Here is a 14875-nt window from a genome sequence, read left to right as displayed (position 1 = left end):
ATAACAGGTAAAAAAAGAGTATGCTTACAGGATACTGATAGGAGGCACCCGTGAGTATACGAAATCAGATTTTCGTTGCGTTGGTTCTTATTTTACTTGGCTGTTTGCTCGTTAATGTGAGCAAGGCCGCAGAAAAAGTTCCGCAGATTCCGGCTCATGCTTCAAGTGCACAGGTAGATGCTATCCTTGCGGGAATGAGCGACGAACAGGTGCGGGCGTTGCTTATTGAAGAATTGCGTAAGGAAGCGGTGGAATCTCACGCTACAAAAGGTGATAAAAATATAGCGCTGACGTTTAACGCGATGCTTGCACGGGTGCACGACAGGTTTGAGTATTTGTTCGGGGATGCTGCACAAACAGCTAAGGATATACCGGATGTTGTTTTTAAAGCAGTAAGCGGTAGCGGTAAAGTGCCGATGATGCGTCTGGCAAGAGGAATCGTTGTGCTGACTCTTGTGTGGATTGCTGTGCGCTTGTTGTACCGCAGAAAGACGCAGCGTTTGCGGAAAATTATAGAAAACACACCGGTTGAGTGGGGCTTTTTTAAAAAAGGTCTGCGACTGTGCATGCGGGCCGGTCTGGATTTGTTGGGAATTGTGTTTTCAAGCGTCGTTATTCTTGGACTGTATCTTTTTTATTATGAGCACAGCAGCGCGGCAAAGCCCATAATAGTTTCATGGTTTATTGCTGTTCTGCTGGTAGATTTTGTCGGGCTTCTTGCCCGATTTGTGCTGGTTCCGAAGGCTGAAGGGCTCAGGTATCTTCCGTTGTCAAATGAAACAGCCATGACTGTGTATCATTGGATATTATGGATAAGTCGTATCGGTGCTCTTGGTTTGCTCATTTCATTTCTTATCCTGTTGCAAGGGGAAGCAGAGCGTTGGTATTTGTTGTCACTTGCGGTTACCAGCTTTGTTGTAGTGTGCGGCATATCGTTATTAATCGTATGGGAAGCCCGTAACGGCACTGAGGCTTTGCGGAGGAATGCAACTCCGGGGTCTTTGCGGTTTCAGCTTGCGGGAATATGGCATGTAATGCTGGTGACAGGGCTTTTCCTCGGCTGGATATTCTGGCTTATTATCCTAATGGTGCGAGGCTCCGGTGCTGTTATTCCGGCTATAGCCACGATATTGGCTGTGCCGGTATACTGCATTGCAAACTGGCTTGCGCAGCAGCTTGTAGACTGTATGAGCAGTCTTGCTTTGCAGACAGAAGGATGCCACCTGATTGAGGGTGAAGGTGAAAAAAAGGATACGCCTGCGGAGTCTACAGTACACGAAGATATGCAGCCGGAGCAGGCATCACAGATTTCGGATAGCACCGGAACAGAGTCAGCCAGAGAAAATGTTTCAGACCCTGCCGAACCTTCTCAGCATCCGCTACAAACTCCGCATATTACTACAGCCATGCGTTTTCGGAATATGCTCAAGATCAGCTTCCGGATAGGTATTTTTTTATTGCTGTTCATGGGCTTGCTTTACGTATGGGGCGTACCTGTCCGAATGGGGTTGGATACCGCACGTTCGTTTATCGGAATTCTGTTCACCATTGTTGTGGCGTATATTGTCTGGGCGCTAATAAATGTGGCTATAGAGCGAAAAATCAGCGGGCATGCCGCAGATTCTGAAGGAGACAGCGGTAATGCTGGCGGGGACAGGTTTGCAACGCTGCTTCACTTGTTCCGCAAGTTCCTTTTCGGTTTTCTGCTTGTTGTCGTGTCACTCATCATTTTGTCATCCCTCGGTATCGACATCACCCCGCTTCTGGCAGGTGCCAGTGTGTTCGGTCTTGCCATCGGTTTTGGTGCACAAACTCTCGTAAAAGATATTATCTCCGGAATTTTCTTCCTGATGGATGATGCATTCCGCGTGAATGATTACATCCAGATAGGAAATTCAATGGGTACAGTGGAGGAGATATCTATACGTGCTCTGAAACTGCGCCACCCGCGAGGGTCTCTTTTCACTATTCCGTTCGGAACCATCAGTTTTGTTACGAACATGTCGCGCGGTTTTGCTATCATGAAACTGCCGTACCTTGTGCCGTTTGATACAGACGTGAACAAAATTAAGAAGATTATGAAGCGTATTAACAAGGAAGTGCGTGAAGACCCGGCACTCGACGCCTTACTCCTCGATGACATTAAGTCCCAAGGCGTCAAATCTATCGAACAATACGGACTGCGCATGCGCGTGAAGTTTATGACGGTGCCGGGCGGACAGTGGAGTATCAGAAAAGTCGTATATGAAAAAATGCGTAAGATATTTAAAGAGGAAGGCATTGAATTCGCGCGTCCAACCGTAGGCGTGCATGTGCCTGAGGGAGCAGATTTGACTCCAGAGCAAACCAGAGATCTTTCGGCTGCCGCGCAGAACATGGCAGATGAAGCCGCAACGGCGGAAGCAAAGGCCAAGGGAACGACCTGATACATGAGTTCATGTTACAGACGGTTGTGTTGTTTTTGATGGTTGAGAAAATCCTTTTTGAACAGTCTCCAGCACTAAGATCGAGTGTGTCTTCTGTATCATCATCTTTCTTTTCAGCGGGTTGTGACAAGTTTGTCGCAGCCCGTTTTGTCGTTGTTTGTTTTGGTTGAGAGAAAAATTTCGCTGGATGCTCTTTTTCATATGTTGACAATGCCGGTTCCCAAATCTATTGACTAGTCAACGAGTTGGAGAGAACTATGCTTTTAGAAAAAATGGAAGAGTTCGAACAGGGCTCTGTCGGGCGTCGGGTTTCCATGTTGCATCGCTTGTGCATGGTTAATGTATCAGGCCCTTTATCTGAGCTTGGAATAGGTAGCGGAAAGCTGCCTTTTTTAATGAAAATACAGAATTGCGAAGGAATTATTCAGGAGGATTTAACCCAATCCTTATGTCTTGACCGGGCAGCAACGGCGCGAGCTTTACAGGATCTCGAAAGCAAAGGACTGGTCTACCGTGAAGAAGATCAGCAAGATCGCCGCAGAAAACGCGTTTATTCTACGGCCAAGACTAAATCGTTACGAAAGAAGCTTATCGCTATTCTTAAAGAGCATAACGAAGCGTTATTCACTGGGTTTGACGATGAAGAACAACTTCAGTTTATCAGTATGCTGGATCGTCTTATCGAAAATATGCATGTGAGATTGGGTAGATAATATTATTCAATAGTAAGAAGGCACAACAAAGACGTGAGTTGCATCTACTTTCAGGTGGTTAGTGTCATCATTCGGGGTATTGAATTCAGATCTTCCATTCAGAAAATGTAAAGAGCAATAGAAGGTAATTTACTATGTTACGTAGTAGATTGCTAAATTTAACGAGTATGTTTCATGTATAAAAGTAGAAATATGTTTAAAAGGGTCGTTGTATTTGTTTTAGGGCTTTTTGTTATGGCGTTGGGTGTTGCTTTATCTGTTAAGGCAGATCTGGGAGTATCACCTATTTCATGTATTCCATATGTATATAGTTTAACGTTCGATTTCAGTCTGGGCGAACTAACTATTCTTATGAATATATTATTCATCATCATACAAATTTTAATATTACGTAGAAAATATTCTTTGCTGCAATTGGTTCAGCTTCCTGCAATAACAGTATTTGGTTTTTTTATTGATTATGCATTAACTCTGGTTGGTGGCATCAATGTCTCCTCTTACGGGTGGCAGCTCTTTTGGTGTTTGCTTAGCTGCGTTGTTATCGCATTTGGTGTGTTCCTTTTAGTAAAAGCAAACCTTACATATCTTCCCGGTGATGGTTTGGCTGTTGTTCTTGCCGATCTGTATAAAAAAGAATTCGGCAGAGTTAAGGTCGGATTTGATAGCTCACTGGTTATTATAGGGGTAATCAGTTCTTTTGCTTTAATGAGTCATCTTGCAGGCATACGCGAAGGAACTGTTATTGCTGCCTTGTTTGTTGGCTATCTTGTAAAGCTTGCTAATAGTAAGTTGTCGAGAATAGGCTCATGGTTGGGCGAAGGTGCCGAGGCTGACGAAACAGCGATAGTTGCATCGGAAGATACGAATACTTTCCCGATTATTACCATTTCACGGGAGTACGGCAGTGGAGGTCATGGGGTTGGTCAGCAAATTGCCAAAGAACTTGGAATTGCTTTTTATGACAAGGAATTAATCAATATAACTGCGGAAAAAAGTGGGTTTACCACAGAATACATTGCGCAGAATGAGCAGAAACTGGCAAAGTCTCTATTAGAAGAGCTTTATATGCAGAATTATGCTTATGTAAATGACAGAATACCGCCGTCTGATATTTTATTTTTAATCCAAAGCAAAATTATTAGAGAGATTTGCAGTAAGGGGCCATGCGTTATTGTCGGACGTTGCGCTAATTTTATTTTAAAGGACGCCCCGAACTGTTTTAATATCTTTATTCATGCAAATGATACGTTTCGTAAAGCAAAGCTTGTTGAAGAATATGGTGTGGCTTCTGCAGTCTCAACAAAAGAATTAGAACAATCAGATCGCGAACGAGCTAACTATTGTTTAAATTATACGGGTAAAGACTGGAGAGATTCTACAAATTACCATGTTGCAATAGACAGCTCTCTTGGTAGTACAGAACAGATAGCGCACAAGCTCATAGAGCTTGCTCCGGAAGCTGTTCTGCAATCGTAGTTTATTTTACTATTCTCCTGTCATAAGGAGATTGAAAAAACGTCTGTTGAAAAAGGTCTCATGTAGCGTATCGCTACTGACGTAACTAATAACAAAGGCTGTCCTACATAACGTAGGGCAGCCTTTTTGTATTTCCTGAAAGGGGTGCGCGAGTCGCAAGCAATGAAAATTTACAATATGTTATACATGGTTGTGTGTAACATTTCCACCTTGGTGAGTATGCACATGTGTATGCGGAATACACTCAGCTGATTTGGTAGTACCGTTTGTCACATTAAGGAAGCTGGTGCATGTTTTGTCGAGAAAATCCCAGTCATGGGATATGATGCACAGTGCTATATCAAGATCTTTAAGGATACCTATCAGCCGTTCTCGGGTGTCAGGATCGAGATCGTTTGTCGGCTCATCAAGGAGGAGTGCTTTTGGTTGCATTGCCAGAACAGAGGCTAGGGCGACCATTTTTTTTTCACCACCGGAAAGCTTGTGCGTTATGCGGTTCTCGAACCCTTGCAGTCCTACGAGTGAAAGCTTTTCTGCTGCAATGCGTTGAGCTGTTTCCGGTGTTTTTCCAAGATTTAAAGGGCCGAAGGCTACGTCATCAATGACAGTAGGTGAAAAAAGCTGATCATCTGAGCGTTGGAAAAGATAGCCGATTTCAGCCCGAAGTGTGCGAAAATCTTTTTCTGCTTTAAGCTGCGTTCCTGCGTAGGTGATGGTGCCTTTGTTGGGCTTGAGTATTCCCATTGCTGCGAGGAAGAGTGTGGTCTTGCCACTGCCGTTGTACCCGAGAACACCGAGTCGGGAGTTCGGGAAGAGTTCCAGATTTGCCCCTGTGAGAGCCGGCACTGTTGTGCCTGCATATGTGTAATGAATATCGGTGAGGGAAAGCAAAGGGGTGGGCATTACAGTAACTCCGTAAGATGAAAATAGTCCGCAGCGAGCAGGGCAGTCCCGAGAAGGACAATGGTGGCTGCGACTACTGCGTCAGCAGGGTGCGTTCGTGTGCGATGCAGGGAATGGAACGTACCGTTAAATCCTCGTAATTTCATGGCATTGGAAACTCGCTCAGCTCTGTCATGACTTTTTATGAGCACCATTGCAATAAGATTTGCATACGTTTTGTACGTATGGCTGTTTGTTCCGGGTACAAACCCGCGCAGCGTTGCGGCGGTGGATAACCGTTTGTACTCTTCGAGGATTACGTGAATGTAACGCCATGTGAAAAGGAACAGCAGGCTGAGCTTTTGCGGTACATGCAGTCTGGCGAACCCTGTACCTATATCAGTGACGTTTGATGTGGCAAGCAGCGCAATCACTGCCGCTATGATGGCGTTTGATTTAAGCGTGATTAACAGCGTCAGATCTACACCCTCTTTGGTGACGGTAAAACCGCCCCATGTGAAGAGAGGGGTGCCTGCGGTCGAGACCGGCAGTGTGAGCCAGAGAAAGGCAATAAATGCGTTGATGAAGAGCACGCGTCTACAAAGAATTTTAAACGGCAGTTGCGCAACTGCCAGCAGAACGATACCGACAAGCAAAGCAGCACAGGCGGCGGTTATGGAAGTAAGCAGTGCTGTGCAGATTGAAAATAAAGCAGCGGCAGCCAGTTTGGCTGCCGCATCCATTGTATGAAACGGGCTTTTGCCTTCGGCAAAGGATTCAAGCGACATGCGTTACTCTGTTGTGCTGGGTGAAGTCTGCGCAGAAACAACAGAATTTGACGTCGCTATTTCGAAATCAAAAATCTGTGGGCTTACCTTGGCAAGGAATCCTACAACAACGGCTGTAATAAGTCCTTCAATTACCATCACAGGTACGCTGGATATGAGTAAAATTTTTGCGGAATTCAGGAAGTTGTCACCGCCAAGGGCGAGGGTACCTGATGTGAGCAGCGCTGAAAGGGCGACTGCTGTCATGCCGCATAAGAAGGAAGCCATCCGCAGAGAGAAGGTGCCTTTACTAAGCATAGGACGAAATACATAGAAGCAGATAACTGGTGGCAGCGCCATGTTTAAGGTGTTTACACCAAGGGTAGTGATACCACCGAACTGGAATAGGATTGCCTGCAATGCCAGTGCAACCATAATTGCCGGAAACGAGACCCAGCCGAGCAGTAATCCGAGTAGTCCGTTTAAGATGAGATGACCGGATACAGGCCCGATCGGGACATGGATAAGTGATGCGACAAAGAAAGAGGCTGAAAGAATGGCAGTTGTCATGATTCGGTCATAATCAAGTTTTTTCAGACCGATGCAAACTCCTGCTGCTGATAAGATAGCGCTGGAGGCCAGAATAACTGGTGGTAGAACTCCTTCGGCAATGTGCATAATACTTGTCCAATGGTATGAGTGAGTGATGTGATGTCTTTCGATACCATTTACGTAAGCTTATCGTCAACGTGTTACGAATCTAAAAAAATGACACACGCAGTCGTTTGGTTGACCGTAAAAAAAGCCCTCCGCGCGTTGCAGAGGGCTTTTTTTTAGAATGTCGGTTTAAAAGAATACAAATGTAACAAGAATGAATGTCGGGATAAGAATGCCGAATGACCATGCCATGTAGCCGAAGAAGCTCGGCATTGTAACCCCTTGATCCTCTGCGATTGCACGAACCATAAAGTTTGGCGCGTTACCGATGTAGGTGTTCGCCCCCATGAATACAGCACCGGCTGAGATTGCGAGTAATGTGCTCGCCATATCACTCATAAGGTGTACTGCATCACCACCCGCAGTGTTGAAGAACACGAGGTAGGTAGGTGCGTTGTCAAGGAAGGATGACAGGAGACCTGTGAGCCAGAAGTACATGATGTCTACCGGCTCACCGTTTGCACCAGTAACCATGTTAATGATTGGAGCAAGGGCACCGTCTTTGCCGGCTTTTAAAATCGCGATAGCCGGGATCATGGACAGGAAGATACCGATAAACAGCTTGCCGACTTCGAGGATCGGGAACCAGCTGAATTCGTTTAATCTGCGGTTTTCATTACTGGTCAGTTTTATGGAAAGACCGGTAATGGCAAGCAGAAGTATGTCACGGACAATGTTCTGCAGTGCAACATGCACATGGTAAATGTTAAATTCAATATTTGGTGTCCAAATGCCGGACAACAATACCGCACCGATTACACCAAGAAGGAGAAGGAGGTTAACTTTACCGTCCAACCCAAGCTTTTCAGTGTTTGAAGCGTCCAGACCTTCAGGGGCAGGACGGCCTTCTTTACCGAACAGGTAGGTGTCGATGAGGAAGTATGCACCCGTAAGAAGAACCGCTGTGAAGAGCATCGGAAGCAGCAGGTGTTGGGTAGTCCAGAAGAAGGAAACACCCTGCAGGAAACCGAGGAAAAGCGGTGGATCGCCCAGAGGAGTAAGAGAACCGCCAATGTTTGCTACAAGGAAAATGAAGAAAACAACGGAGTGAACTTTGTATTTACGGTGCGCGTTAGCACGGAGTAATGGGCGAATAAGCAGCATAGCTGCACCGGTTGTTCCCATCCAGCTGGCAAGTATGGTGCCGATGACAAGAATAAGTGTGTTAACAATTGGAGTACCTACCAGAGTTCCGGTAAGGCGTACTCCGCCGGCTACAGTAAAAAGTGCCAATAAAAGAATAATAAACGGGAAGTATTCTAATAAGAGTGCATGTAATGTTTCATATAAGGCTAAAGAGTGACCGAATGTCATTGTGAATGGAACAAGGAAGCAAAGAGCCCAGAACAGGGATACTTTACCAAAGTGTTTGTGCCAGAAGTGTGGTGCAACTAACGGGAGTACTGCAATAGAAAGCAGCATGCAGACAAAGGGCAGCACCCATAAGCCGGAGAGAAGTGCACCGTCAAGATGTGGTGCTCCTGCGGAAGCTGCAAAAGCGGTACATGGCAGCAAAAAGGTGGCAAATACTGTTAGCAATTTTGCGAACAGTATAACAGGTTGCCGAGTCAACATAAACTTAAACTCCTTTTATCAATTCCAATGCCGTACAAAACATATGTAGCGCAGGCGCTACCATGTTTTTTGAAAGGAAATTAATAAATTCTGATTGGGATAGTAAAATAAAATTCCAAACCAATAAAAAGTGATACGATATTTGATTTTCAAGCTAAATAGAAAATATTTGTTAGTCAAACTAAAATTGCTTTTTGCGTGCAGCGTGATAACTCAGGTTGAGTAGCGGTATTGGAGTATGACGGGGGAGAGTTGGCAGGTAGTAGAATTTGCGAGACTTATTGTGCTGAGATGTGAGCAAAAAAAAGCCCCCGTGCAGAGCACGGGGGCTTTACTGTCATTCAAACTTCTATCTATGCAATGAAGACAAAAGTAATGAGAATGAAGGTTGGGATAAGGATACCGAAGGACCATGCCATGTAGCCGAAGAAGCTAGGCATTTTTACGCCCTGATCTTCAGCGATGGAACGAACCATAAAGTTAGGTGCGTTACCAATGTAGGTGTTGGCACCCATGAATACAGCACCAGCGGATATAGCAAGAAGAGTGCTTGCCATGTCGCCCATGAGGTGAACAGCATCACCACCAGCAGTGTTAAAGAACACAAGGTAGGTAGGTGCGTTGTCCAGGAATGAGGAAAGTGCACCGGTGAGCCAGAAGTACATGGTGTTCACAGGTTCGCCGTTGCTTGTAACCATGTTGATTACAGAAGCAAGAGCGCCGTGCTCGCCAGCTTTCAGGATAGCGATAGCCGGAATCATGGACATGAAGATACCGATGAAGAGCTTGCCAACTTCAAGGATAGGGAACCAGTTGAAGTCGTTAAGACGGCGGCATTCGTCGTCGGTAAGTTTGAGAGAAAGACCGGTGATGCCAAGAAGAATGATGTCACGAACAAGGTTCTGCAATTCAACATGAACATGGTAGATGTTGAAGCTGACATGTGGATTCCACATACCGGAAAGAAGTACAGCTGCGATTACACCAATGAGAAGGAGCAGGTTAACTTTACCATCAAGGGCAAGTTTAGGGCCTGGACCGCAGTCGTAAATCTGACGACCGTTCTCGAAACGACAACGACCGGGAACTGCTGGTTCTTCATCGTCGCAACAATCTGTAGGTGGTACTGGTTTACCTTCTTTAGCAAAGAGTACGGTATCGATACCGAAGAAGACAACAAGAAGTAACGCACCAGCAAACAACATAAGCGGCAGCATGTGAGTAGTGGTCCAGAAGAAGGAAACACCTTTCAGGAAGCCGAGGAAGAGTGGTGGGTCACCAAGTGGAGTAAGGGAACCACCGATGTTTGCTACGAGGAAAATGAAGAATACAACGGTGTGTACTCTGTATTTACGGTGAGCATTAGCACGAAGAAGCGGGCGGATAAGGAGCATTGCTGCGCCAGTGGTACCCATCCAGCTTGCGAGAGCAGTACCGATGAGCAGAATTGCAGTGTTCACTACAGGGGTACCAACAAGGTTGCCCTTGAGGCGAACGCCGCCAGCTACGGTAAACAGTGTCAGCAAAAGAATGATGAACGGGAAGTATTCAAGTAGAAGGGCGTGTAATGCTTCGTAAAGCGCAAGGGAGAATCCGTACGCCATTGTGAATGGCACGAGGAAGCAAAGTGCCCAGAATACAGAAATTTTACCAAAGTTGTTGTGCCAGAAGTGTGGCATTGCAATTGGTCCAATTGCAATGGAAAGTAGCATACATGCAAATGGAACTACCCACAGTGCAGAAAGGGAGGCACCATCAAGATGTGGTGCACCAAGGTGTGCCCCTCCGGCAGATGCGGATGCAAATGCCATAGCAGGTAGCAACAATCCTGCTAAGGCAACGCTCAGACTTGAAAAAGTTCTAGATTTCAAAAAGGTAAACACAGCGTAAGACTCCTTCATACAAGTTGTGTATCAAAAGATACAAAGCGAGATATACCCTTTGTAATGTTCAATAAATAAAGACAACTATTGACATTTCGCCATTGCATATGGGCGCATTGGTATTCGGTATATTCACGAACTTCTTGGATTAAATTAGAGAACAAGTGATTCTTTTACTCGGACACAATGCACATTTCAATAGAATCAGTGTAAAAAAATATAATTTGCAGCGAGTTAGTTAATGCTTGGTTTGAATTTCGTACGGTTGGAAAATCAAGCTATCGTGCAAAAAAATATATTTAACCGGTTTCAGCGTTATGTTGCATTGCGTGACAAGAGTTGCAAAAGTCTGTACACCCATTCCGCGTAACTTTACAAGGAAGAAAATCTGTTTGGTTGCCCATATGATCATTTGCAACAAGCGATTTTGAAAGTTTTTGTGTGAAGGATCCTTAGCTATTGGTGCGCGTGTTTTATTATTATTGCAATATGTTATGCTGATGGCACAAATCAGCATTTTTCAGATAAGTCTCATTAACATAACAAAAAAATCCTGTTGTTGGCGTAGCTCCGGCGGCAACAGACAGGGTAGTATGGTACACAGATGACAAAAGAAAGAACGCCTGAAAGAACAGCTAAGCTTGAAAGAGTATTAAAGCTTCGCCAAAAAGATTTGACTCTGGTTATGGCAAACGTACATGATCCGCATAACGTTTCTGCTATTTTACGTAGTTGTGATGCTTTTGGTGTACCAAAAGTTCACCTCTATTACACCGACACCCCGTTCCCGAAACTCGGTAACAAGTCCTCTGCATCTGCACGAAAATGGGTAGATACTGAGCGCCACGACAACACTGATGATCTCATGAAGTCTCTGCGCGCACAGGGAATGAAAGTTCTCGCAACAAGCTGCTCCCCAAAAGCGAAACCGCTTCGTGACTACGACCTTTCCGAGCCTACAGCAATCATCATGGGTAACGAACATCGCGGTACCGACCCGGAACTCGTAGAAGTTGCAGACGGCGAAGTGTACATCCCGATGTTCGGCATGATCCAGAGCTTCAACGTCTCCGTTGCAGCAGCCGTAATTCTTTCAGAAGCGTCTCGTCAGCGCCAGATCTCCGGCAAGTATGATCAACCGACCTACACCGAAGAAGAATACAATGAAGTTCTCGAAGACTGGCTCGAACGCTAGAATTGCTATCAAAGAACTATTTGATAAAAAACGCCGATCTGTTTTTAGCAGATCGGCGTTTTTTTTATAGCAGTCCTAAATCTTTCAGCCAGCCTTCATATATGGACTGGAGCTCGGTTTCTTTGGCTTTACGTGCCCAGTTGGCAAGTCCGGCGGCTTTTTTTGTAAGCGCGCTGATATCTTCAAGCTGGTTGTCGATATGTTTGAGCTTGTCGTTTGCCATTTGCAGCAGGTTTTCGTTATTGGCGGCTTCTGCTACGGCAGCAAGTTTGCGGTACAGCGGCAGCATGGGGAAGAAAAATGTTTGCAGCAGACGGATTCCGCATGCTTCCTCGTATTTTCCTGTTGATTCCAGATACGCTGCGAGTTGGACGTAGCCTGTTTGCCAGAGTGGTTCTTCGAGGATGAGTGCAAGACAGGTCGACGGGTCTGGTGACTGCATCATCTGTTCGTTTAATTCTTGCTCACGTTCCGGTGTAAGAGTCATGTAGCTTTCTAGCCACGGTGAAACGGAGAACAGGTAGCCCTCTTTTTGGGCAAAAAGGTGTTTGTCCGGCCCAAAACAACCTTTGCAGCGGTCATTTAAACGCATTGTGTCGATACTGAGATCATCTTCCAGAATGGACTCGGTTGTGTCCGGCGTAAGAAGTGTGGATTGCGGGATGAGGTCAATCGTCTGTTCGTTGTTGCGCACTGCACAGCAGAGGTCGAGCACCTCCATGCCTGTTTTGTACTTTGTATCGAACTGGCTTGCGTCTTTGAATGTTGTTGTGCGTAGGAGGATGCCGTTTGCAGGCACTGCCTGAAAAGAGCGTTGCTTGTTAACAGCAGGATGTGTTGCCGGAAACGAAGCAAAGAGCGGCTGGACGCTCAGAGATGGGGTAAATGTTGTGCCGCAGCTTTGTACTCTGCCGGATTGCGGGCATATGAGCAGCGGTGCTGCAATGCCTGCGGATGGATTGCTTTTGAGATGTCGGAGCAGCGGCGGAATGGTTTCAGCTGTTATCTGTGTTCCGGCTTCCATGAAGAACAGGTAGGTGCCGTTTGCGTTGTCCGCAGCAAGATTGAATGCACGTGCTCTGCTGATTGGTGCAGTAAGTTCGAGTGCTGTGGGACGTGCGGGAAGCAGCGGTGCTATTTCATCAATAAGCGCAGATAAATCTGGTGCAGCTTTACTGTCTGCCGCAATGAGAATCTCGCATTCAAGATCCTTCGGCAGGTTGGTGAATGAGGCAAGAGACAAGGCAGCAGCTTCGTTTGAACTGGTGCATGAAACAAGTATGGAAAGTGTAGTTGTTGTCATAATGTGCATTCTGCAGGGTTATTGAATGTGTATCGTGTCGGGGCGTCGCCATATGTAATGATACAATTTGTACGCAAGGCTAGGGTAGAAGGATAAAATTACGGGACACAAGCGTGCGGCAGTAAAAAAAATCAGGCGCAGCAAATAGTAACCGTGTATGCTGCAATGAGCTTATTAGCGCGATGCGGCAATGTGTCCCTGTACATATCTGTCTGGTGGCGGCTGAAGCGTGTGCCCGATTACAGAGAGAGCATCTCCCTCTAGTAAACGTATCTGGTAAAACTGGCAACTGCATCAAGGGAGCACCGGCACGTTTTGTTTGTTACATGTAAAGAAGATAGCTCACTACCAGTAGTGACTGCTCTTGATACAGTTTGAGAGAACTTGATACATGTTGAGACGTAAAATGTGTCTCAAAAAACGCGCATTTGCATCTTATTAAGGAGTCATATATACCGTGTGAATCTTAATAGCTGATACTGGTTTTTTATAAAAAATCGGAAAATCAATGAGTAAGAGCCACTCCGTAGAAAAAAAATCAAGTTGGCGCAAGTCAGCTGTGTTTTGTTGCGGAGAAATTGAAAGGGTGCAAGGCGTAAGTCTTGTTTCATATCTGGTAATGTTATGCGGACGGAACGTGTAATTTTGCCGGATTTTTTATTTGTAGCTGCACGAAGAGTGCAGGAGAATCATGAGTATTTTCAACCGTAAGTCAGAAGTGCTGATTACATGCCCGCGCGGCGCAGCACCAATTTTGACTGAAGAAATTAAGCAACTTAATTTCCCTGTTAGGCATGAGCATACCGCTGCTGTAGAAACATTTACTACTATGGCTGGCTGTATGCGTTTGAACCTGCATCTGCGCACTGCGCATCGTGTTCAGTTCCAACTTGCATCTTTCAGGGCATACAATGCCGACGATGTGTACAAATACATTCGCGAATACATCGACTGGGACGAAATAATCGCTCCTGACGGCTACCTGTCTATATCTTCCTTTGTGCAGAACGATTCCATTCGTGATGCCCGTTACGCCAATGTTCGTGTTAAAGACGGCATTTGTGACTTTATGCGTGATAAGCATGGTCGCAGACCGGATTCCGGCCCTGAGCAGACAGGTACAGTCCTGTTCCTGCATTGGGTTCAGAACCGTTGTAAGCTGTATTTAGATACATCCGGCGAACCTCTTAACCGTCGTGGTTACCGCAAACTTCCCTGGAAGGCTCCAATGTCCGAACCGCTTGGTGCAGCGTCTTTGCTTGCCAGTGGCTGGGATCGTAAAAGCAATGTTGTAAACCCGATGTGCGGTAGTGGTACACTTGCCATTGAAGCAGCACTTATCGGTCTTAACAGTGCTCCGGGGCTGATGCGCGACAACTACGGTTTTATGCATTTGCCGGACTTTGATCAGGCTCGCTGGGACAAGCTTCTTGATGAAGCAGAAGCAGAAGAACTTGGCGGACTTGATTTTAGAATTATCGCTACTGACAAAAGTGCAGAAGCTATTGAAGCTGCAAAAAAGAATGCTGTTGCTGCGGGTGTTGACCGCTACATCGAATTTGATGTGTGCGATTTCCGTGAAACAGACGTTCCTGAAGGCGGCGGCATTGTAATAATGAACCCTGAATATGGTGAACGGCTTGGTGATGTGCGTTACCTTGGTGACGTGTATCAGGCTATTGGCGACTTCTTTAAGAAGAAGTGTCAGGGCTACATAGGGTTTATTTTTACCGGTAACTTGGATTTAGCGAAGCAGGTTGGCTTACGCACCTTTAAGCGTCTTACATTCTTTAGCGCAAAAATTGAATGTAAGTTGCTTGGATACCAGCTGTACTCTGGTTCCAAAAAGGCAAGTAAGCAGGATTAGCTTTTCGTCTTATATTTTTGATTAGCCTAAAAGAGGCGTACGCAAGCCTCTTTTAGGCTAAAATTCTAACT

11 protein-coding genes are annotated in these 14875 nt (G+C 45.7%); 5 read left to right on the top strand and 6 right to left on the bottom strand.

The window, feature by feature from the left end; genetic code table 11:
* Nucleotides 1-50: 50 nt before the first annotated feature.
* The 3 genes from F461_RS18400 to F461_RS0101665 all read left to right on the top strand — a co-directional run bounded on the left by F461_RS18400 (nucleotide 51) and on the right by F461_RS0101665 (nucleotide 4615).
* Nucleotides 51-2426: a mechanosensitive ion channel family protein gene (locus tag F461_RS18400; RefSeq protein ID WP_019999425.1), complete on the top strand. Its 2376-nt coding sequence runs from the start codon at nucleotides 51-53 to the stop codon at nucleotides 2424-2426.
* Between the two features lie 257 nt (nucleotides 2427-2683).
* Nucleotides 2684-3139: a MarR family winged helix-turn-helix transcriptional regulator gene (locus F461_RS0101670; protein WP_019999424.1), complete on the top strand. Its 456-nt coding sequence runs from the start codon at nucleotides 2684-2686 to the stop codon at nucleotides 3137-3139.
* A 174-nt stretch (nucleotides 3140-3313) separates the two neighbouring features.
* The gene (locus tag F461_RS0101665; RefSeq protein ID WP_019999423.1) at nucleotides 3314-4615 is read left to right on the top strand and encodes a cytidylate kinase family protein; all 1302 of its coding nucleotides are present in this window, start codon (nucleotides 3314-3316) and stop codon (nucleotides 4613-4615) included.
* A 180-nt stretch (nucleotides 4616-4795) separates the two neighbouring features.
* Here the strand turns inward: F461_RS0101665 and F461_RS0101660 are convergent, their stop codons facing one another.
* From F461_RS0101660 to F461_RS0101635, 5 genes are all read right to left on the bottom strand, one after another.
* Nucleotides 4796-5518 carry an energy-coupling factor ABC transporter ATP-binding protein gene (locus tag F461_RS0101660; RefSeq protein ID WP_019999422.1) on the bottom strand — a complete coding sequence of 241 codons (723 nt, stop codon included), beginning with the start codon at nucleotides 5516-5518 and terminating at the stop codon, nucleotides 4796-4798.
* Nucleotides 5518-6285, bottom strand: a complete 768-nt coding sequence (cbiQ, locus tag F461_RS0101655; protein ID WP_019999421.1) for a cobalt ECF transporter T component CbiQ — start codon at nucleotides 6283-6285, stop codon at nucleotides 5518-5520. Before cbiQ ends, F461_RS0101660 begins: the two co-directional genes overlap by 1 nt.
* A 3-nt stretch (nucleotides 6286-6288) precedes the next feature.
* Nucleotides 6289-6942: a cobalt transporter CbiM gene (gene cbiM / locus F461_RS0101650; RefSeq protein WP_019999420.1), complete on the bottom strand. Its 654-nt coding sequence runs from the start codon at nucleotides 6940-6942 to the stop codon at nucleotides 6289-6291.
* Nucleotides 6943-7110: 168 nt separating this feature from the next.
* Nucleotides 7111-8556: a sodium:proton antiporter gene (locus F461_RS0101645; RefSeq protein WP_019999419.1), complete on the bottom strand. Its 1446-nt coding sequence runs from the start codon at nucleotides 8554-8556 to the stop codon at nucleotides 7111-7113.
* A gap of 353 nt (nucleotides 8557-8909) precedes the next feature.
* Nucleotides 8910-10367 carry a sodium:proton antiporter gene (locus tag F461_RS0101635; RefSeq protein WP_051089185.1) on the bottom strand — a complete coding sequence of 486 codons (1458 nt, stop codon included), beginning with the start codon at nucleotides 10365-10367 and terminating at the stop codon, nucleotides 8910-8912.
* Between the two features lie 676 nt (nucleotides 10368-11043).
* On the opposite strand from F461_RS0101635, the gene F461_RS0101625 reads away from it, so the two are divergent.
* Nucleotides 11044-11634, top strand: coding sequence for a TrmH family RNA methyltransferase (locus F461_RS0101625; RefSeq protein WP_019999416.1), 591 nt, complete (start codon nucleotides 11044-11046; stop codon nucleotides 11632-11634).
* Nucleotides 11635-11698: 64 nt separating this feature from the next.
* On the opposite strand, the gene F461_RS16775 is transcribed toward F461_RS0101625, so the two are convergent.
* Complete coding sequence (locus tag F461_RS16775; protein ID WP_019999415.1) at nucleotides 11699-12937, bottom strand: glycosyltransferase; 1239 nt, start codon at nucleotides 12935-12937, stop codon at nucleotides 11699-11701.
* A 691-nt stretch (nucleotides 12938-13628) separates the two neighbouring features.
* Between F461_RS16775 and F461_RS0101615 the strand changes: the two genes are divergently transcribed.
* Nucleotides 13629-14804 carry a THUMP domain-containing class I SAM-dependent RNA methyltransferase gene (locus F461_RS0101615; protein ID WP_019999414.1) on the top strand — a complete coding sequence of 392 codons (1176 nt, stop codon included), beginning with the start codon at nucleotides 13629-13631 and terminating at the stop codon, nucleotides 14802-14804.
* Nucleotides 14805-14875 lie beyond the last annotated feature (71 nt).

It is taken from the genome of Halodesulfovibrio aestuarii DSM 17919 = ATCC 29578 (assembly GCF_000384815.1).
Taxonomy (GTDB): Bacteria; Desulfobacterota; Desulfovibrionia; order Desulfovibrionales; family Desulfovibrionaceae; genus Halodesulfovibrio; species Halodesulfovibrio aestuarii.
Note: the sequence above shows the minus strand (reverse complement) of the source record. Positions and strands in the feature narration are given on the sequence as shown.